17 protein-coding genes are annotated in these 18,232 nt (G+C 72.6%); 7 read left to right on the top strand and 10 right to left on the bottom strand.

Annotation, left to right across the window (positions count from 1 at the left end; genetic code table 11):
- Positions 1 to 76 precede the first annotated feature (76 nt).
- Positions 77 to 475: a nuclear transport factor 2 family protein gene (locus ACSYGN_RS39945; protein ID WP_460405535.1), complete on the bottom strand. Its 399-nt coding sequence runs from the start codon at positions 473 to 475 to the stop codon at positions 77 to 79.
- Positions 476 to 639: 164 nt separating this feature from the next.
- Here ACSYGN_RS39945 and ACSYGN_RS39940 point away from each other — a divergent pair, with 164 nt between their 5' ends.
- Positions 640 to 1,452: a class I SAM-dependent methyltransferase gene (locus tag ACSYGN_RS39940; RefSeq protein WP_460405532.1), complete on the top strand. Its 813-nt coding sequence runs from the start codon at positions 640 to 642 to the stop codon at positions 1,450 to 1,452.
- Here ACSYGN_RS39940 and ACSYGN_RS39935 read toward each other — a convergent pair.
- The 6 genes from ACSYGN_RS39935 to ACSYGN_RS39910 all read right to left on the bottom strand — a co-directional run bounded on the left by ACSYGN_RS39935 (position 1,422) and on the right by ACSYGN_RS39910 (position 6,940).
- Positions 1,422 to 2,252 carry a GntR family transcriptional regulator gene (locus ACSYGN_RS39935; protein ID WP_460405529.1) on the bottom strand — a complete coding sequence of 277 codons (831 nt, stop codon included), beginning with the start codon at positions 2,250 to 2,252 and terminating at the stop codon, positions 1,422 to 1,424. The two genes, ACSYGN_RS39940 and ACSYGN_RS39935, sit on opposite strands and share 31 nt — an antisense overlap.
- A 186-nt stretch (positions 2,253 to 2,438) precedes the next feature.
- Positions 2,439 to 3,407: an acetylxylan esterase gene (locus tag ACSYGN_RS39930; protein WP_460405527.1), complete on the bottom strand. Its 969-nt coding sequence runs from the start codon at positions 3,405 to 3,407 to the stop codon at positions 2,439 to 2,441.
- Between the two features lie 244 nt (positions 3,408 to 3,651).
- A complete protein-coding gene (locus ACSYGN_RS39925) occupies positions 3,652 to 4,236 on the bottom strand; it encodes an Rv1733c family protein (protein ID WP_460405525.1) in 585 nt (194 codons plus the stop codon).
- Positions 4,237 to 5,084: 848 nt separating this feature from the next.
- The gene (locus tag ACSYGN_RS39920) at positions 5,085 to 5,876 is read right to left on the bottom strand and encodes a ferredoxin reductase (protein WP_460405523.1); all 792 of its coding nucleotides are present in this window, start codon (positions 5,874 to 5,876) and stop codon (positions 5,085 to 5,087) included.
- Complete coding sequence (locus tag ACSYGN_RS39915; RefSeq protein ID WP_460405521.1) at positions 5,869 to 6,474, bottom strand: sulfite oxidase-like oxidoreductase; 606 nt, start codon at positions 6,472 to 6,474, stop codon at positions 5,869 to 5,871. The genes ACSYGN_RS39920 and ACSYGN_RS39915 overlap by 8 nt, the downstream gene beginning before the upstream one ends.
- 43 nt (positions 6,475 to 6,517) lie before the next feature.
- Complete coding sequence (locus ACSYGN_RS39910; RefSeq protein ID WP_460405816.1) at positions 6,518 to 6,940, bottom strand: MarR family winged helix-turn-helix transcriptional regulator; 423 nt, start codon at positions 6,938 to 6,940, stop codon at positions 6,518 to 6,520.
- 415 nt (positions 6,941 to 7,355) lie between these two features.
- On the opposite strand from ACSYGN_RS39910, the gene ACSYGN_RS39905 reads away from it, so the two are divergent.
- Positions 7,356 to 8,186, top strand: coding sequence for a putative protein N(5)-glutamine methyltransferase (locus ACSYGN_RS39905; RefSeq protein WP_460405519.1), 831 nt, complete (start codon positions 7,356 to 7,358; stop codon positions 8,184 to 8,186).
- Positions 8,187 to 8,201: 15 nt separating this feature from the next.
- Here ACSYGN_RS39905 and ACSYGN_RS39900 read toward each other — a convergent pair whose 3' ends face one another.
- Positions 8,202 to 9,050, bottom strand: coding sequence for a hypothetical protein (locus tag ACSYGN_RS39900; protein ID WP_460405517.1), 849 nt, complete (start codon positions 9,048 to 9,050; stop codon positions 8,202 to 8,204).
- Between the two features lie 471 nt (positions 9,051 to 9,521).
- Entirely contained in the window at positions 9,522 to 11,516 is a 1,995-nt protein-coding gene (locus ACSYGN_RS39895) for a SpoIIE family protein phosphatase (protein ID WP_460405814.1), read from the bottom strand.
- Between the two features lie 420 nt (positions 11,517 to 11,936).
- Here ACSYGN_RS39895 and ACSYGN_RS39890 point away from each other — a divergent pair, with 420 nt between their 5' ends.
- From ACSYGN_RS39890 to ACSYGN_RS39875, 4 genes are all read left to right on the top strand, one after another.
- The gene (locus ACSYGN_RS39890) at positions 11,937 to 12,812 is read left to right on the top strand and encodes a hypothetical protein (RefSeq protein ID WP_460405515.1); all 876 of its coding nucleotides are present in this window, start codon (positions 11,937 to 11,939) and stop codon (positions 12,810 to 12,812) included.
- 277 nt (positions 12,813 to 13,089) lie between these two features.
- A complete protein-coding gene (locus ACSYGN_RS39885) occupies positions 13,090 to 13,464 on the top strand; it encodes a hypothetical protein (protein WP_460405513.1) in 375 nt (124 codons plus the stop codon).
- A 133-nt stretch (positions 13,465 to 13,597) separates the two neighbouring features.
- Positions 13,598 to 15,613, top strand: coding sequence for an oxidoreductase (locus ACSYGN_RS39880; RefSeq protein WP_460405512.1), 2,016 nt, complete (start codon positions 13,598 to 13,600; stop codon positions 15,611 to 15,613).
- 72 nt (positions 15,614 to 15,685) lie between these two features.
- A complete protein-coding gene (locus ACSYGN_RS39875) occupies positions 15,686 to 16,222 on the top strand; it encodes a PadR family transcriptional regulator (protein ID WP_460405510.1) in 537 nt (178 codons plus the stop codon).
- A gap of 6 nt (positions 16,223 to 16,228) precedes the next feature.
- On the opposite strand, the gene ACSYGN_RS39870 is transcribed toward ACSYGN_RS39875, so the two are convergent.
- Complete coding sequence (locus ACSYGN_RS39870; RefSeq protein WP_460405509.1) at positions 16,229 to 16,762, bottom strand: hypothetical protein; 534 nt, start codon at positions 16,760 to 16,762, stop codon at positions 16,229 to 16,231.
- A 680-nt stretch (positions 16,763 to 17,442) separates the two neighbouring features.
- Here ACSYGN_RS39870 and ACSYGN_RS39865 point away from each other — a divergent pair.
- Entirely contained in the window at positions 17,443 to 18,141 is a 699-nt protein-coding gene (locus ACSYGN_RS39865; RefSeq protein ID WP_460405507.1) for a glycoside hydrolase family 75 protein, read from the top strand.
- The last annotated feature ends 91 nt before the right edge of the window (positions 18,142 to 18,232 follow it).

Below are 18,232 nucleotides of genomic sequence, written 5' to 3'. Positions count from 1 at the left end.
GGTCTGATCGCGGTCTGACCGCGGCATGATTTCGGTATGACCTCGGTCTGACCGACGGGCGGAGGCGCGGCATCGCTCATGCGGACCGCGCCTCCGCCTCCTTCACGATCCGCTCGAACTGCGCGCCCATGGCTTCCGCCAGTGCCTGCGCCCCGGACAGCGGACGCACCATCACCGTCAGCGCGTCGATCAGCCCGTCCTCGTCGACGTGGATGAAGTCGCAGCCCTCCAGAGTGCGGTCGCCCACCCGCGCCGTGAACACCAGGGCGTGCTCGCGGCCCTCGCCGCCGCTGAGCTCACTGACGTAGCGGAAGTCCTCGAAAACTCGCGCCACACCGCGCAGGATCGCCGCGGTGATCGCCTTGCCCGGGTACGGCTTGAACACCACCGGGCTGGTGAAGACGACGTTCTCGGCGAGCAGGGCCTCGACGGCGGCCATGTCCTGCGCCTCGACGGCAGCACGGAACGCGTACATCCGATCACCTCATATGCAACTAGTTGACTATGGCGGGCGAGGTGAGCGTAGTGAGCCGGGCAGCGGGATGTCCACACCCCGTCCGGGACCGTCGCTCACACGTCTCGGACAGGGCGTAGGGCCCGTCCGGCATGATCCGCCGGACAGGCCCTAAGCTGGGCTGGATGTTCAGCCCCGAAGGCCCCAGCCTCAGCGAACTCGCCGTCCAGGCACTGTCGTCCGTCGAGCACGGCTACGACCTGCTCGCCCCCAAGTTCGACCACACCCCCTTCCGCACCCCGGACTCCGTGCTCGACGCCGTGGCCGCGGCACTGGAGCGGACAGGGACCTTCGGCGACGGACTGGACCTGTGCTGCGGCACCGGAGCAGGCACCGACGTGCTGGCGCGGGTGTGCCGGGGGAGCGTCACCGGGGTCGACTTCAGTGCCGGGATGCTCGCGGTCGCCCGGCAGCGGGAGCGGGCTCGGGAGGGTGCCGGGGCACCCGTGACCGCCTGGGTGCGTGCCGACGCCCGTGCCCTGCCGTTCCGGGACGCCTTCGACCTGGCGGTGAGCTTCGGGGCCCTCGGGCACTTCCTGCCGCGCGAACTGCCCGGGCTCTTCGCCCAGGTGCACTCCGTGCTCCGGCCGGGCGGCGCGTTCGCGTTCCCCGTCCTCGCGCCGCCCCGCCCCACGGGCCTGGCGTTCTGGATGCTGATCGGCTTCGACACCGTGATGCGGGTGCGCAACGCCGTGTGGCGGCCGCCGTTCGTGATGTACTACCGCGCCTTCCGGTTCGGCGACGTCCGGCGGGAGCTGGTGCGGGCCGGGTTCACGGTGGAGACGTACGCCCTGCCCGAGTTCGGGCGGCGCGGTGACGGCAGCCCGCGGGCTCGGCTGATGGTGGCCCGGCGTGCGGACCGGCCCGCCGATCGCCCGGCTGCCGGCCTCGCCGACGCCCCGGCCGTTCACCCCGCCGACGGCAGCGTGAACTCGTAGACCAGGGCCTCCCGCCGGTCGTCCATCACCAGCTCGGTGATCTCGAGCGGGCGGGCGTACTGATCGTGCACCTGCCGGACGACTCGGACCGAGGCGGCGCCGGCGAGCGGGATGATGGCATCGCGGTGATGCAGGGTCAGGCCCGCCTTGCGCATCCAGTCGTACGCCCGCCTGAGCTCGGCCGATCCGGTGCCGTCGGCGCGGTCGACATAGCGGCTCAGCTCCGCGACCTCGGCCAGGGCCACGGAGGAGAACGATGTCACGGCCCGGCGGTGACCGCTCCCGTCGGCCGCGGCGTGCTCGTAGCGGTGCACCAGGGTCGGCCGGTGCGGGGCGAGTCCCAGGGCCGCGGCGTGCTCCGGCGGGGGCGTCTCCCAGGCCACCGTGGTCCGATCGCCCGCCGTCGGGTCCGGGCCCAGGGCGCCGACCGGGAAGGTGAGCGCGGCCGGGGCCTCCACCGGCAGCCCCGGCAGGGTCGCGTGGCTGCCACGCCGGTCGGTGGCGACCAGACCGCCCCGGCGCAGCACATCCAGGGCCTGCCGGACGGTCTCCCGGCTGACCTCGAAGTGCGCGGCCAGCTGCCGCTCGCCGGGTAACCGCTCACCCGGCGGGATGGTGCCGTCGCGCAGTTCGGCGAGCAGTCTGGTCGCGACCTTCCAGTACAGGGGCCGTTCGTCGCCTTCTTCGGTGGAGCGGGTGGAACGGGAGTCTTCGGTGGAACGGGAGTCGTCGGTGGTGCGGGACTCGGGGGTGGTGCGGGACTCGGGGGTGGTGGCGGACTCGGGGGTGGTGCGGGCCATGCCGCGCCTCCTGTGGTGACAAGACGTAGCCGTGCGGGCTCGGGGCGTCACTAGATCTAGCATTGGTCTAAACCAGTTGTGAAGCCCGTACCGCCGGTTCGGCCGAAAATGTGCCTGTCCTGGCTTCAACTCCCGAACCCTGAGTCCCTGGGCCCCCGAGTCCCGCGCCCCCGGCCCCTCGGCTGCTCAGGCGTGGGCGCGCACCCAGCGCAGCTTGGTCTCGGCCTGGTAGGGGCCGCCGCCCTCGTGGTCGTTGAAGTCGTAGACCTCGATCCGCTTGTCGTCGTGGGCCCAGGAGTTGAAGGCCGCGAAGACGGTGGACGGCGGGCAGGTCTGGTCCTCCAGGGCCGCCGAGAACAGGGCGGGCGCGGTGCTGCGGGCGGCGAAATGGACACCGTCGAAATAGGACAGGGTGCGCTGGACCTCGGCGGCGCGGCCGCGGTGCGTCTTGAGGTACAGGCCGATCTCCCGGTACGGGTGGCGGTCGGTGAGCGTCGTCGCGCGCGGGTAGTCGCACAGGAACGGCACATCGGGTGCGACCGCCACCAGGTCGGGCACCAGACCGCCTACGGCGATGGTGATGCCGCCGCCCTGGCTGGCACCGGTCGCCACGGTGCGCGAGGCGTCGGTGAGCGGATGCGAGCGGGCCGCCTCCACGGCGCGTACGGCGTCGGTGAACACCCGCCGGTAGTAGTAGTTCTCGGGCGCGTCGATGCCCCGGGTCATGAAGCCGGGGTACGCCGGTGCGCCGCCGACCGGGTCCGGGGTACCGCCGCCACCGCCCCAGGCGCTGCCCTGGCCCCGGGTGTCCATGACGAAGTGGGCCCGGCCCGACGACGCCCACAGCAGATGCTCCAGCGGCAGTCCGCGCCCGCCGCCGTAGCCGACGAACTCCACGACCAGCGGGAGCGGTTCCTCGGCCCCGGCTGGCAGCGTCAGCCAGCCCTTCACCGGGTGCCCGCCGAACCCGGCGAACGTGACGTCGTACGTCGTCACCGTCGACAGCCCGGTGTCGACCGGCTCGAAACGGGCGTCCAGCTCGTGCTCGCGGGCCTCCAGGAGCGTCTTGGACCAGAAGGCGTCGAAGTCCTCGGGCGCCACGGACTCGCTGCGGTACTCCCGGAGTTCGTCGAGGGCGAGGTCGAACAGGGCCATGCGGGACCGCCTTTGTCAGAGGACAGCGTGAACGGGCATGCGGACGATCACACCGTACGTGAATGATCGGATGACTCACCAGAGCCTAGCGTCATTGTGTTCCCACGGCGAGAGGCCGCAGTGTGCCGATGATCCGCTGGTCAAACGGTGGAATCGCAGGCAGTTCGGCGATGCCGACGGCTTGAACGTCAGACTGGCACATGGGGTGGATGATCGGGTCACCTCGATCGGTGGCTCAGCCGAGTCAGGCCCGCCTGCGGGTCCAGTCCGGGCCTGTGCGGGCCCAGTCGCGCTCCCATTCGGCCATCCGGTGCCGCAGGGCGACATGGCGCACGGTGCCGTGGACGATCAGAACGGCGGTCGCCGCACCCACCGCGGCGACGGTGCCGACGCCCACGGTGTGCTGCCAGACGGAGGTCGCGTTCTGCGGCGGGGCGACGGAGCGGCCCTGGGAGTCGAACCACACAGGGACGATGTCGCCCTGTTTGCTGTCGCCGGGGACGTCCGCGACGGCGGTCCGGGTGCCCTGGCCGGGCTCCGTCCAGCGCACCGTCACCCGGAAGTCGGGCACCGTCCCGCTGCGCGCGGAGACGTGCTGTACCGGCGGCCGGCCGATCACCTGGGCGTTGACCCGATGCCGGTCGGCCCGCTGGGCGTCGACCAGCGCCTGCGCCGTGCGATGGGCCCACATACCCGCCAGCGCACCCGCCAGCGGCGCCCCCACGAACAGCAGCACCGCGACGGCCAGCGCCGTCCACGCCTCGATGACGTCCGACCGGCGCCGAAGCGGATTGCGCCGCCAGCGCCAGCCCCGCACCCGGGTTCGCATGTCGACCTCCTCGCAGGCCGGCGGACCACTCACTCCGTACCGCACACACGCGCGAGCGCCCGTACGGATCTGGTACCCCGTACGGCACGGTTCGCTCACCTGCCACGGCACCGGTCCGGGACCGCCACGACCTCTTGCGACGTCCTGTGACGTCCCGCGACGTCTTGTGACGGGACCGGCGCCACGGCGTTGACGACCGCGACGCGCACTTCTACTCAGCATGGCTCGGAACGGTAAGAGGGCGCTTGTCGGGTGCTGGCGCGCGGCCGGTGCGAGGCCTGGCCCGGCGGGCTCGGCAGGACAGTCGGCGTGGCCGGACCTCGGCCCCGGCGGGACTGCCGGCCTTGGCCGCACCGCTGGCCTTGGCCGAAACACCGGTGTGGTCCCGAACTGCGGGGCTGCCCGAAGCCGCGGGCGTGGCTCAACCGCCAGGCCTGCTGAAGCAGCGCCGTGGCGACTCTCGCCCCCGCCGCCCCTTCCCGTTCCCGTCCCTGGGGGAGGCTGCGCCCCCAGACCCCCCTTCGGCCCTTCTGGCCTCGTCCTTGAACGAACCGCTGGGTGTGGCCGATCCGCCGGGCCTGCTCAAGTTTGCGGGTCCGGCTGAAGCCCGGCCTGCCTGGGTCCCGTCCGCGTCAGTCGAAGCTGCGGGCCCGGCCGAATTCCGGCCTGGCCGCGCTCCGTCCGGCGTCAGCCGAAGCCGCGGGTCCGGCCGAGTCCCGGCCTGCCTGGGTCCCCTCCGCGTCAGTCGAAACCGCAGGGCCGGCCGAAGCCGGCCTGGCCGGGCCCCGTCCGCGTCAGCCGAAGCTGCGGGGCGGGCCGAAGCCCGGCCTGCCCGGCCCCGCCCCGCGTCAGCCGAAGCGCTCGATGCGGATGTGGTCCACCGGCTGACCCGCCGCCACCAGCAGCCGCGAGGCGTGCTCGGCGAAGCCGTTCGAGCCGCACACATAGGCCTCCCAGCCACCGGGCGGCGCCTCGGCCAGCAGCGGTTCCACCTGCGCGGCTGTCATCCGGCCCACCGGCACCCCCGCCGGCGCACTGCGCGTGAACACGGGCTCGGTCTCCGTGCCGTACTCCGCCGCGTAGATCAGTTCCTCGGGGCTGCGCGCCGACACCAGCATCCGCAGCGGCACCTCAAGGCCGCGTGCCCGGTGGTGGCGCACCATCGACATCAGGGGTACGACCCCGGAACCGGCCCCCAGCAGCAGCGCGGGCCGGTCGCCCCGCCAGGCGAAGAAGCCGCTCAGCGGGCCGCGCACCTCGACCGTGTCACCGGGCCGGGCCACCGTGTGGAACCAACTGGACACCTCGCCGCCCTCGACATGGTCGAGGGTCAGCTCGATATGCCCGGAGGCGTCGGGAGCGGACGCGATCGAGTAGTGGCGCTGCGCCGCGTAGCCGTCCTCGGCGGTCAGCCGCAGCATCAGATGCTGGCCCGGCAGATGCCCCGCCCAGTTGGGCACCGCGAATCGGAAGGTGGCCGCGCGCGGCGTCTCGCGCCGCATCTCTGTCAGCACGGCCCGCTGCCACACCCCCGCGATCTGCTGCCCGACCTCGACACGGCCGGGTATCGCGAAACGGACCGGGGGCGTGGAGCCGGGGGCGGAGGCCGGGCCGGAGACGGCGGCAAAGGTGTCAGTCACCGGAGTACCTCTGCTCCTCCCAGGGGTTGCCCCGGGCGTGATAGCCGTTCTGCTCCCAGAAGCCCGGCTCGTCGTGGTCCCTGAGCGTCACACCCGCGACCCACTTGGCGCTCTTCCAGAAGTACAGATGCGGCACCAGCAGCCGCGCCGGACCGCCGTGCTCCGGCGCGAGCGGCCTGCTGTCGAAGTCCCAGACGATCCACGCCTTCCCGCCGGTCACGTCCGCGAGGGGGAGGTTCGTGGTGTAGCCGGTGTGGGAGTAGGCCGTGACATGGGTGGCGGAGGCATGCGGCTGCACCGCTTCGAGAAAGGCGTCCAGGGACACCCCGGTGAACCGCACCCCGAACTTCGACCAGCCGGTCACACAGTGGATCGCACCCTCGTACGAGGACTCGGGCAGCGCGTGCGCCGCGTCCCAGTCCCAGGTGCGCGGTGTCGCCACGAGCCCGTCCGCGCGGAACGTCCAGTCGGCGGACGCGAGATCGGGGGTGACCTCCGCGGACAGCACGGGCCAGTCGTCGCGCGCGTCGTACTGACCGGGTGGCAGCCCGGCGTCATGGACACGCGGCCGGCCGGTGAAGCCTCGGGTGACGTTCATGCAGCCCACGGTACGTCGTCCGCGGCAACGCCCCGCACCGTGTTCAGCCCCTGGTCACAGGCCCGGGGGCGGGCGCGCTGGGGGCCGTCGCCGCCGCGTTGTAGCGCTCCAGACAGGCGGCGAAGCACGCCAGGTCCTCCTCCGGCCAGCCCGCGAGCCGCTCCCGGAACGCGGCCCGGCGGCTGCGGGTGACCTGGGCCAGGATCTCGTCACCGGCGGCCGTGAGATGCAGCACCTGGACCCGGTGGTCCTCGGGGTCCGTACTGCGCCCGATCAGCCCGGCCTTCTCCAGCGCGGCCACCTGACGGCTCACCGTGGACTTGTCCAGCACGTAGTGCGCGGCCAGATCGGTGGCCCGGCAGCCACCGCTCTCCTCCAGATGACCGAGCAGCGTGTACGCGACCAGCGACAATTCGGGATGCATCCGGCCCGCGGAGGCCCGCGCCCGCCGGGCGAAGACCGTCATCTCGCGCTGGATGGTCTCGACGGCCGTCTCCGCCGCGGTCGGGGGAGCCGTCGCGGGTGCGGTCACGGTGCTTCCTTCCTCCGGATTCCTCGCTCTACGGCGCTCTACGGCGCCCTCCGGCCTTTCCGGTTGCACGGTACAACTTGTGAGCCGACGAGACCGGCCAGGACCTGCCAGGACTCGCCGGGACCCGCCCATGCAGGATGCGAGGGCTGCGGGGAAGCAGCGGTCGGCGTGCGGTTGTTCGGGTACTGTGGCCGTCCGGCCACGGACCGTCCCGGCCGGGGACGCAGAGGAGGTGAGACCCATTACCGCTGTGTCAGTACGGGTGCTCTCACCTCAGGATCGCGCGGATCAGCGGCCGTAGTCGACCGCGAGGGCGCCCTTTCGGCTTCCGAAAGGCTCTCGGCTTCCCATGCCTCCCCTGTCCTCCGCCTCGTCCCCTTCTTCTCCCTCTTCCCGCTTCCCCGCCGCCACCCGCTCCGCGGTGACCGCCGATCTCCGTGCCGCGGGCTGTGTCTTCGCCGAGGAGGAGGCGGACCTGCTGCTCGGCGCCGCCCGCACACCGGACGAACTCTCCGCCCTGGTCGGCCGGCGGGTCGCCGGCGAGCCCGTGGAACTCGTCGTCGGCTGGGCGGAGTTCCACGGGCTCCGCGTCGTCGTGGAACCGGATGTGTTCGTGCCGCGCCGCCGCACCGAGTTCCTGGTCGACCAGGCCCTCGCCCAGGCCCCGGACGCTGCCGTCGTGGTGGACCTGTGCTGCGGCTCCGGCGCGGTCGGGGCCGCCCTGGCCGCCGCGCTCGGCCCCGTCGAACTGCACGCCGCCGACATCGACCCGGCCGCGGTGCGCTGCGCCCGCCGCAATGTCGCGGAAGCGGGCGGCCGGGTGCACCTCGGCGATCTCTACGACGCACTGCCCGGCGAACTGCGCGGTAGGGTCGGCATCCTCGCGGCCAATGTGCCGTACGTCCCCAGCGGCGAGGTCGGCCTGCTGCCCGCCGAGGCGCGTGAGCACGAGCCGTCGGCCGCCCTGGACGGCGGCGGTGACGGGCTGGACATACTGCGCCGGGTCGCCGCACAGGCGCCCGGCTGGCTGGCGCCGGGCGGCTGCCTCCTCGTAGAGACGAGCGAGCGGCAGTCTGCGGCGGCCCTCGATGCCTTCACCGCGGCAGGGCTCGCCGCCCGCCTCGCTGTGTCCGACGAACTCGATGCGAACGTGGTGATCGGAGTCGGACCGCGGCCGTGACTGCCGCGGCGGCGGTCAGGTCGTGGCGCCGCTGCCCGACGGGCTGGACGGGTTGGATGGGTTGGAGCTGCCGGGTGAGGGTGCCTCGCGCTCTCCCCGGTCCCACGGCCCGTGTCCGCCGCCGAACCGTCCGTGCCCGTCATCGTCGTCGCCGCGGTCCTTGCCGGTGAAGGCGCCGTCCACGACGAACGTCGCGGTCCTGGTGTCACCGCTGCGGGTGCCGACCAGCATCACCGTGTCGCCCTTCTTCAGGGCGCCCGCCCCGGACTGGGCCGAGCCGTCCTTGCGCACGGTGGCGCCGGAGCCGACGGTCCAGGTCCACTGGGCGCCGTCCTCACTCTTGATGGTCACCTGGTCGCCGTCCGTCTTCTGTACGGTGCCGCGCTGCCAGACCCGTACGACCCACTTCCCCGTGTCGCGGTCCTTGACGGTCGCCTCCCCGTGCACGGCCTGTCCGCCGAGCCCGAACCACGGGCCGAAGAATCCGTGCCCGCCGGGACCGCCGGGCGACGGCGACGCGGAGGGTGAGGTCCCGGCCGCCGCGGGTACGGCGTCGGCGCCGGAGCGACCCGAGGTCGCGGCGAAGGCGACGGTGCCGCCGAGGGCCAGTGCCGCGACCGTCACGGCCACGGTGACCGCCCGGGCCCGCCCGGACTGCCGCCGCCAGCGGCCGCGCAGGGTGGCTCCGGGTGCGCGGTCGCCGCCGGGCCCGGCGAGCACCTCCCAGTCGCCGCCCTCGCGCGGGGCGTGTGCGGGCATCGGCGGCACCGGGGGTCCGGGCGGTGTCGGCGGCACCGACGGGGGGTTCCAGCGCGACGGCTCGTCGCTCATCGGAGTGGGGTCGTGGTCGGGGTCGTGCGTCACGGCTCGCTCCCATCGGCCGGTGGCGTGCGCCGTGTCGGCACAGCACGCCTTGCTGTGATTGTCCGATGCCGGCGATAAGAACCCGATAACGAATCCCTGTGAATGACGTGAAACCGTCCCGCGCGGGAGTCGTCCACGGGTCCTGTGCCGGTGTGCGACGGCCTTGCCAGCATCGGCGGTAGCGGCAGCGGTAGCGGTGCTACCGAACGCTTGGCCAGTGCTCCATCCTTCAGGGTGGAGGTGTAGGGCATCCTCGCCCTGGCGGCCCGGAGGAGCGCAGAGTCATGCCATGATCGCCTTGTCCGGCAACGTAGTTGTCGGACCTACCGCCGGACGGGCGGGAAGTCAGGCCTGTGGAGGTCTGGTAAGACCGGTCCTCACCGACCGGCACGGACCCGTGAAGCAGGAACCCAGGGTGGTACCGCGAAGCGGTTCGGACCGGAATCTCCAGTCCTTGGGCTGGAGAGGACGTCAAGACGGCAGCTCCACCGCCCGTGCCATCAACAGCGCCACGTCGTCGTCGTTGTCCGGCTCGCGGAGTGCGCGCAGCAGGAGGTCGCAGGTGTCCTCCAACGAGCCGACGGGCTCGTCCAGCAGGGCGAGCAGGGTGTCGAGGCGGGCGTCCAGGGAGTCCCGGCGGGTCTCGACCAGGCCGTCGGTGTAGAGGACCAGCCGGTCGCCCGGAGCGAGATCGACGGTCGTCGTCGTGAAGGCCACCCCGCCGACCCCCAGCGGTGCCCCGGTCGGCAGCTCCAGCAGCTCCGCCTGCCGGCCCGGCCGCATCCTGACCGGCGGCAGATGCCCGGCGTTGGCGATCAGGCACCGCCCGGTGTGCGGGTCGTGGACGGCGTAGACACAGGTGGCGATGGCCTGGTCGAGGCCGGAGACGACCCGGTCGAGGTGCTCCAGGAGCTGCTCGGGCGCCAGATGCAGCGAGGCGAGGGTGTCGGTCGTGGTGCGCAGTCGGCCCATGGTGGCGGCGGCGTCGATACCGCTGCCCATCACATCGCCCACCACCAGCGCCGTCTTGTCGTCCTCCAGCGGGATCACGTCGAACCAGTCGCCGCCCACCTCGGTCGTGGCACCCGCGGGCTGGTAGCGGGAGGCCACCTCCAGCCCGGCGGTCGCGGGCGGCGGTCCCGGCAGCAGACTGCGCTGCAGGGTGAGCGCCGCGTTGCGGGCGTTCTGGTACCAGCGGGCGTTGTCGATCTGCACCGCCGCGCGGGACGCCAGCTCCCGGGCCAGCAGCAGATCGTCCACGTCGAACGGCCGCGGGTCGTGGGTGCGTTTGAGGTCGAGGGCGCCCAGCACCTCGCCGCGCGCTGTCAGAGGCACCGCGAGATACGAGTGGACACCCGCGCGGGCCAGTTCGCCGGCCGCCTCGGGGGTGGGCGCTATGCGGGGCAGGTCCATCTCCTTGACCCGCTCGACGAGGACCGGCCGGCCGGTGCGTACGCACTCGGTCACCAGCCGGTCGGGCCCGTACGAGGAGGTCTCGCCCTGCGGATCGGCCGCGGCCTGCGCCTCCCAGCCCTCCTCGGCCTGCACCGCCAGTGCCCTGAGCACCGCGGACTCGGCAGGGCCGAGCGCGGAGCGGCGGCCCTGCACCACCGTCTCCAGCAGTTCCACGGAGGCTACGTCGGCGAGCTCCGGCACGGCCACGTCGGCCAGCTCGCGGGCCGTGCGGTCGAGGTCGAGGGTGGTGCCGATGCGCGCCGAGGCGTCCGCGACGAGGGCCAGCCGCCGGCGTGCGGCCTCGGCCTCGACGGCGATGCGGTGCTGTTCGGTGACGTCCGCGATGGAGGCGGCCACGCCCAGCACCGTCCCGTGGGCATCCTCCAGCCGGTACAGGGACAGCGACCAGACGTGCTCGTCGTGCGGGTCGGCCGGGGTGCGGCCGCTGAGCTGCTGGTCGAAGAGCGGCTCACCGGTCTCCATCACCCGCAGGGCGGCGGACTCCAGGCGCTCGGCGTCGATGAGCGGCAGCACCTCGCGGATCCTGCGTCCCAGATGATCCGCCGCGGGCAGCCCGTTGATCTTCTCCAGCGCCGGGTTGACCGAGACGTACCGCAGGTCCGTGCCCAGCACGGCAAAACCGGCCGGGGACTGCGACACCATCCGCGCGGACAGCGCCACGTCGCGTTCCAGGCGCCGTACCGTCGAGCGGTCGGCGCACAGTCCGAGGGCGTAGACGTCGCCGTTGTCGTCCGTCAGCCGCATGTTGCGGAACTCCACCAGCCGGGTGGAGCCGTCCTTGTGCCGCACCGGGAAGGCGCCCGCCCAGCTCTGGCCGGTGCCCATCACATCGTCGAAAAGTTTGATGACCAGGTCCAGATGTTCCTCGTGGACCATCACCCGGGCGGCGTAGTTCCCGAGTGCCTCTTGTGCCGTGTAGCCGAACAGTTCCTCGGCCTGCGGGCTCCACAGCACGATGCGGCCCTCGGCGTCCAGCACCACCGAGGCCATGCGCAGCTCGTCGAGCAGCCCGCTGGGCCGCACCGGACCGCCGAGCGACTCCTCGCTCCAAGCTCCCGCCGGTCCGCTGCCCCCGGCCACCGGAAACCCCGCCGAACCCGTCACCCGAACCGCCTCCGGCCGCTCTTCGGCCCGCTCTTCGGCACGTCGGACGCTATGCCGCCGGACCCTCGTCCACTGCACCGACACCCGACTGTCCGTGTACCCCCGAAGTACCCCCGAATGCTTCTTCCACCTTCCCTCACCTTCGGGGCGCACGACCCGCAAAGCGGTGACATCGGCCGAGGATTGTTCCTCTGTTGGTCTGTACATGACCGTATAGGGCGGTCCAGACTGTGCGCCGAGCCGAGTGCCCGACCCCCTCGATCCCCAGGGATCAGATCCCCCTCCCCGACCAAGGAGACCCGGCCCATGCGCCCGATCGCCCGGCAACGTTGTCACGCCGTCCTCGCCCCGCTCCTCGCCCTCGCCACCGCCGCCGTCCTGGCCGCCGCGGCCCCCGCCTCCGCGGCCGACACCTGGACCGAGACCGGTTCCGACCGCGCCGACCCGCTCACCGAGAGCCAGGGCCTGGCCTCCGTCGAGGTCCCGGCGGGCAGCCCCAACCATTACACCGGCATCGGCACCATCCCGATCGGTGTCTCGATCCGCGGCTGGAACCACGTCGGCGACCCCGATGCCTCCTACGACGGCCACATCGTCGAGCCCTACCAGGCCGATTCCGGCACCCAGAAGATGTACCGCGTCCAGGCGCCCGACGGGAGCTGGAGCGAATACACCCACACGCTGTCCTCCGGGGAGGCGCTCAACAACTCCTGGGTCGCCATATCTCCCGACGGCCAGTGGATGCTGTCGGGGGAGTACGGCACCATGACCCGCTTCCTGGTCTTCCCCACCCCGGGCGTCAACTCCGCCACCAGCCCCTCCGCGAACCTCCCGCAGGTGGCCACCGTGCACCTCGACCACGCCGTGCGCGATGTGCAGGGCTGTGACTTCTCCTTCGCCACGACCCTGCTGTGCTCCTCCGACGACCCCGAGGGCTCCCTGTTCGGCATCACCAAACCGCTGCTCCAGGTCGACCTGTCCGCCGCGCCCAGCGGTTCCGCGGACGTCTCCGGCCATGTCACCGCCCTGCGCCAGCTGCCGCTGCGCAGCTCCTGCTCCGGGACGTTCGAGGCCGAGGGAATCGACTACGACCGGCGCAGCGGCATCCTGCGGGTGGTCGTGGTGTCGCCGGGCTTCTGTGTGCTGACGGACAGCAAGACGTACAAGTTCACGCGCGGCTGACGTACGTCCTGGGGCCTGTCGTCAAATTCCCGTCGTCCGCCCGATCGCCGGGCAGGCGGGAATTTGACGACAGGCCCTCAGGTGCATCACCACCGTCGGCCGGACCCCTTGGTGAGCCGGTGCGGCGGGCGGGGCCGCGTGGCGGTCCCGCGGTGTTCCGGCCGGGGGTAGTGGTCCGCGCGGCCCGGTGCTTTGCTGGATGCAGGGAGGTGCACGGGCGGGGTGCGGCTGGGCGGGTTACCCGTGCCGCCGCAGCACGGCCACGAGAGGAGCGATCATGACGACGACCAGTCGGCGGTCGCACCCGGAGCCCGTCTCGGTGGAGATCAGCGGATGCTCCGTGGGTGACGCCACCACCGTCTTCGACGCGCTGTGCGCGACCTTCGAGTCCGACCGCCGCGCCGAGGACGTGCCACGCCTGCTCCACGAGGTCCGTCCGATGGTGTGGCTCGGCACCTTCGAGGTCACCGACACCCGTCCGGGCGCCCGGGCGGGCCGGCTCGCCGGTCCGGTCACGGCCGATGTGCAGGGCGGCCACTGGGCGATCGACCGGTTCCGCAGGACCCTGGACGACCTGTTCGCCGTCCATGATCTCAGCACCGCCTCCGGCGACCAGGAGCGCGATCTGCACCTGGTGCTGGAGAGCCGCTGACCCGACCGGACCGGGAGGGACGGACACCGCCCCTTCCGCGATTTTCGACGCCCTCTCTTTTTGCAACTAGTTGCAAAAACCGGGTCCCGTCCTCTACAACAGAGGCACCACACCCGTGCCCGGAGGGGGCCCGATGAGCCGCTACCCGCATCTGCTGAGCCCGCTCGACCTGGGCTTCACCACGCTGCCCAACCGCGTCCTGATGGGCTCCATGCACATCGGTCTGGAGGAGGCCGAGGGCGGCTTCGAGCGGATGGCGGAGTTCTACGCCGCCCGGGCACGCGGGGGAGTGGGCCTCATCGTCACCGGCGGCATCGCGCCCAACGACGAGGGACGGCCGTACCCGGGCGGCGCGAAGCTCACCACCGACGCGGAGGCCGAGCGGCACCGCGTGGTCACCGACGCCGTGCACCGCGCGGGCGGCCGGATCGCGATGCAGATCCTGCACTTCGGCCGCTACGCCTACCACCCCGACCTGGTCGCCCCCAGCCCCCTCCAGGCGCCCATCAGCCCCTACCCGCCCCGCGCCCTCACCGACGCCGAGGTCGAGCGGACGATCGACGACTACGCCCGCGCCGCCCGCCTCGCCCGGCAGGCCGGCTACGACGGCGTCGAGATCATGGGCTCCGAGGGCTATCTGATCAACGAGTTCATCGCCGCCCGCACCAACCACCGCGAGGACCGCTGGGGCGGCTCCTACGAGAACCGCATGCGCTTCCCCGTCGAGATCGTGCGCCGGGTGCGCGAGGCGGTCGGCGAGGACTTCATCGTCGTCTACCGGCTGTCCATGCTGGACCTGGTGCCCGACGGTTCCACCCTCGACGAGGTGATCACCCTCGCCAGGGCCGTGGAGGCCGCCGGGGCGACCCTCATCAACACCGGTATCGGCTGGCACGAGGCCCGGATCCCCACCATCGCCACCTCGGTGCCGCGCGGCGCCTACACCTGGGTGACGAAACGGCTCATGGGCGAGGTGACCGTCCCGCTCGTCACCACCAACCGCATCAACACCCCGGAACTCGCCGAACAGCTGCTCGCCGACGGCTGCGCCGACATGGTGTCCATGGCCCGCCCGATGCTCGCCGACGCCGACTTCGTCGCCAAGGCAGCCGCCGGGCGGGCGCAGGCCATCAACACCTGCATCGGCTGCAACCAGGCCTGCCTCGACCACACCTTCAGCGGGCAGCTCACCTCCTGCCTGGTCAACCCCCGCGCCTGCCACGAGACCGAGCTGGTCCTCGCCCCCACCCGGCGGCGCAAGCGTGTCGCGGTCGTCGGCGCGGGGCCCGCGGGGCTCGCCTGCGCCGTCACCGCCGCCGAGCGCGGCCACGACGTCACCCTCTACGACGGCGCCGCCGAGATCGGCGGCCAGCTGAACGTCGCCCGCAGGGTGCCGGGCAAGCAGGAGTTCGACGAGACGCTGCGCTACTTCCGCCACCGGCTCGCCGAGGAGGCCGTGGACGTACGGCTCAACACCTGGGCCTCGGCCGCGGACCTCACCGGCTACGACGAGGTCGTCGTCGCCACCGGAGTCACCCCGCGCACCCCCGACATCCCCGGCGTGGACCACCCCAGTGTGCTCGGCTATCTCGACGTGCTGCGCGACGGCGCCCCCGTCGGCGACCGCGTCGCCGTGCTAGGCGCGGGCGGCATCGGCTTCGATGTCGCCGAGTTCCTCACCGACGGCGGCGACAAGGCGGACGAGGACCCGGCGACGTACTTCCGGCACTGGGGCGTCGACATGGACCACCGCACGCCCGGCGGCCTCACCGCCCCCGAGCGGCCCGAACCGCCGCGCACCGTCCATCTGCTCCAGCGCAGGACCACCAAGGTCGGCGCCGGCCTCGGCAGGACCACCGGGTGGATCCACCGCACCGAGCTCAAGCACCGCGGCGTCACCATGGTCCCCGGTGTGCGCTACGACCGTATCGACGACACCGGACTGCACATCACCGTCGACGGCGAGAGCACGATCCTGGAGGTCGACACCGTCGTCCTGTGCACCGGTCAGGAACCGCGCCAGGAGCTGTACGAGGAGCTGGTCGCCCTGGGCATCGGCGCCCACCTCATCGGCGGCGCCGACCTGGCCGCCGAACTGGACGCCAAGCGCGCCATCAAGCAGGGCACCGAGCTGGCGGCCGCCCTGTAGGGGACGGCCCCGCAAGGGACAGCCCTGCAGGGACAGCCCTGCCGCAGATGGTGCGTCCCTAGGATGCCGTCCATGTCACTGCCGCACGCGATCCTGACCGCCCTGCTGGAGAAGCCGTCCTCCGGTCTCGATCTGACCCGCCGGTTCGACCGTTCGATCGGCTACTTCTGGTCGGCGACGCACCAGCAGATCTACCGCGAGCTGGGGCGGCTGGAGGCCGAGGGGTTCGTCCGCGCGCTCCCGGCCGAGGTGCCCTCGCGCGGGCAGCGCAAGAGCTACGAGGTGCTGCCAGCGGGCCGAGCCGAACTGGCCCGCTGGACCGCCGCTCCCCAGGACCCCAAGCCGCACCGCGACGCGCTGCTGCTCAGGCTGCGCGCCGCGGCGGTGGTCGGCACAGCGGGCCTCGGCACCGAGCTGCGCCGCCATCTCGAACTGCACGAACGGCAGCTGGCCGAGTACCGGGAGATCGAGGCACGCGACTTCCCGCCGGAGCGGGACAGTCCCGAGGACCGGCTGCGGCACCTCGTGCTGCGCGCAGGGATCGACCTGGAGACCTTCTGGGCGGGGTGGCTCACCCACGCCCTGGAGGAGTTCGACCGGCTGCCGTGAGCCGCCTCAGAGCCGGTACGGCTTGGAGCGCCGCCGCAGGTACCAGCCCGCCGCGATGACCCCCGCACCGACCAGCGCCCCGCCCACTCCCAGGGCCACCGGGCCGTAGTCCCTGACGGCGCCGCCCAGGCCGCCCATCACACCGAGCGACGGGGACGGCGAGGCCGTCGTCGAGATGGTGGGCGTCGAGGCGGGGAGGGAGACGATGACGGACTGGCTGCCCGCGGTGTTGCCGCTGGAGCACATCACGATCACCGTGAACGTCCCCGGCGACACGTTCGCCCAGGCGGCCGACTGACTGACCGTGGTGCCCGACAGGGCCACCTGACGGCCCTGGGCGAAGCTCGTCTGACCGCTGCCGAGCAGCGAGGCCGTGCCCCAGCTGCCGTTGATCTGGGTGCAGGCGCTTGTCACCACCGAGACGGTCGACCCGGTGGTGCTCACGGAGATCCCGGTGGCGGCGCCGGACGGCCCGGCGAGCGGCAGCACGGCGGCTGCCGCGGTCAGGCCGGAACGGAGAAGAAGCTGGCTGGTACGCATGTGTGCCCTCCGGCGGCACGGCTGGCGGTCATCCCATTCGCCGCCGGGGGTCGGGAAACACCCGTGCTGCCTCAGAAGCAGCCAATGCGCGCACCCGCGCCCCCGCATCCGGACGCCGCCCGGCCAGGTGACGGAGTCCCACGTCCGGCGGAGTGCTCCGCCGGACGTGCCGCGATATGCCGTCTGTCGTCGCTCAGGCGCGAGGCTGTGGTCGTGGCAGGCTGTGCTCGTTACGTATGCTGACTTTGCCTTCGGTCGAACTCTCCCGGTGTCAAGGGAAGTTCGAGCCGCGCGGCGCGGGCCGCTGTCGTCGCTGATCCCGCGCCGCTGCGGGCGACCGGGACAGCTCGGGCCCGAAACGGGCCCGGGCTCCCGGCCACGGTCGGACGACCCCGGGTCCTGGTAGAGCCTGGCCGTCCGGCAGCGCCCCGAAGGGGCGCGGGGAACTGCGCGACCAGCCACGACGCTGCCGCAGACGACAAACGGCAGACGACACATCGCGGCGAACCCAGCGGAGCGCACGTGCACCGTCCGGCCCCCCTGCGGTGGCCGCCTCGGCGGACCCGGACCAGATTGGGCCGAGTGTCAGCCCGAGAACTCCGAACATCCGCGCGCCGCACGGGCCACCTCCCGGTGCCGCCGCGCGCGTCCCCGTGTCCCCCAGGGAAGGCCCCCACATCGTGCGTGCCCTGCCGCTGACGATGGCCGCCGGCGTCGTCCTGCTCACCCCGGCCCTGCTGCCCGCCGCCGTGTTGCCCACCCCCGCCCCGCAGCGGCCGGTGGCCTGGAGCGAGGGCCAGGTGGCCGCCGCCGATCTGCTGGCCAGGACGCGTGACTGCACGCCCGTCTCGCGCGGGCGCTTCCGCCCCGACGACGGCACCCCGGCCACCGTCCCCGTCTGCGGCACCGCGGACGCGGTGTTCTGGACGACGGATCTGGACATCGACTGCGACGGACGCTCCGGCGCGCACTGCAACGCCGCCACCGACCCGATGTACTCGCCGACGACCTCGTACACCCAGTCGGACGGCCGCTCTCTCGACCCCGAGCATCTGCCGTACATCGTCGTGCCCGCGCCCAGCGACCTCTGGGACCACCGGGCCGACGGCGTCCACGGCGGTGCGGTGGCCGCCGTCGTCCACGGGGACCTGGTCACGTACGCCGTCGTCGGTGACGTGGGCCCCTCGGACATCATCGGCGAGGCGTCGTACGCCACCGCCGCCGCCCTCGGCATCCGTGCGGATCCTCGCGGCGGCGGCACCGCCTCGGGCGTCACCTACATCATTTTCCGGGATTCGGTGGTGAAGCCCATCGAGGACCATGCCGCCGCCGTGGCGACGGGGGAGCGGCTGGCGCGGCTCTTCGCCCAGGGCAGTTGAGACCCCCCGGTTCAGACCCCCCGGTTCAGACCCCCGGTTCAGACCCCCGGTTGAGCCTCCCCTGGGCCCCAGGACCGGCGGCACCCGGGTG

It is taken from the genome of Streptomyces sp. YIM S03343 (genome assembly GCF_054729195.1).
The sequence above is the reverse complement of the archived record's forward strand: the minus strand, read 5'-3'. Positions and strand labels throughout refer to the sequence as shown.

Bases quoted from the DNA above. Each gene is read 5' to 3' on its own strand.
- ACSYGN_RS39945 (WP_460405535.1), bottom strand. From the start codon at position 475: ATGTACGCGTTCCGTGCTGCCGTCGAGGCGCAGGACATGGCCGCCGTC.
- ACSYGN_RS39940 (WP_460405532.1), top strand. From the start codon at position 640: ATGTTCAGCCCCGAAGGCCCCAGCCTCAGCGAACTCGCCGTCCAGGCA.
- ACSYGN_RS39935 (WP_460405529.1), bottom strand. From the start codon at position 2,252: ATGGCCCGCACCACCCCCGAGTCCGCCACCACCCCCGAGTCCCGCACC.
- ACSYGN_RS39930 (WP_460405527.1), bottom strand. From the start codon at position 3,407: ATGGCCCTGTTCGACCTCGCCCTCGACGAACTCCGGGAGTACCGCAGC.
- ACSYGN_RS39925 (WP_460405525.1), bottom strand. From the start codon at position 4,236: ATGCGAACCCGGGTGCGGGGCTGGCGCTGGCGGCGCAATCCGCTTCGG.
- ACSYGN_RS39915 (WP_460405521.1), bottom strand. From the start codon at position 6,474: ATGAACGTCACCCGAGGCTTCACCGGCCGGCCGCGTGTCCATGACGCC.
- ACSYGN_RS39910 (WP_460405816.1), bottom strand. From the start codon at position 6,940: ATGACGGTCTTCGCCCGGCGGGCGCGGGCCTCCGCGGGCCGGATGCAT.
- ACSYGN_RS39905 (WP_460405519.1), top strand. From the start codon at position 7,356: ATGCCTCCCCTGTCCTCCGCCTCGTCCCCTTCTTCTCCCTCTTCCCGC.
- ACSYGN_RS39895 (WP_460405814.1), bottom strand. From the start codon at position 11,516: ATGGCCTCGGTGGTGCTGGACGCCGAGGGCCGCATCGTGCTGTGGAGC.
- ACSYGN_RS39890 (WP_460405515.1), top strand. From the start codon at position 11,937: ATGCGCCCGATCGCCCGGCAACGTTGTCACGCCGTCCTCGCCCCGCTC.
- ACSYGN_RS39885 (WP_460405513.1), top strand. From the start codon at position 13,090: ATGACGACGACCAGTCGGCGGTCGCACCCGGAGCCCGTCTCGGTGGAG.
- ACSYGN_RS39880 (WP_460405512.1), top strand. From the start codon at position 13,598: ATGAGCCGCTACCCGCATCTGCTGAGCCCGCTCGACCTGGGCTTCACC.
- ACSYGN_RS39875 (WP_460405510.1), top strand. From the start codon at position 15,686: ATGTCACTGCCGCACGCGATCCTGACCGCCCTGCTGGAGAAGCCGTCC.
- ACSYGN_RS39870 (WP_460405509.1), bottom strand. From the start codon at position 16,762: ATGCGTACCAGCCAGCTTCTTCTCCGTTCCGGCCTGACCGCGGCAGCC.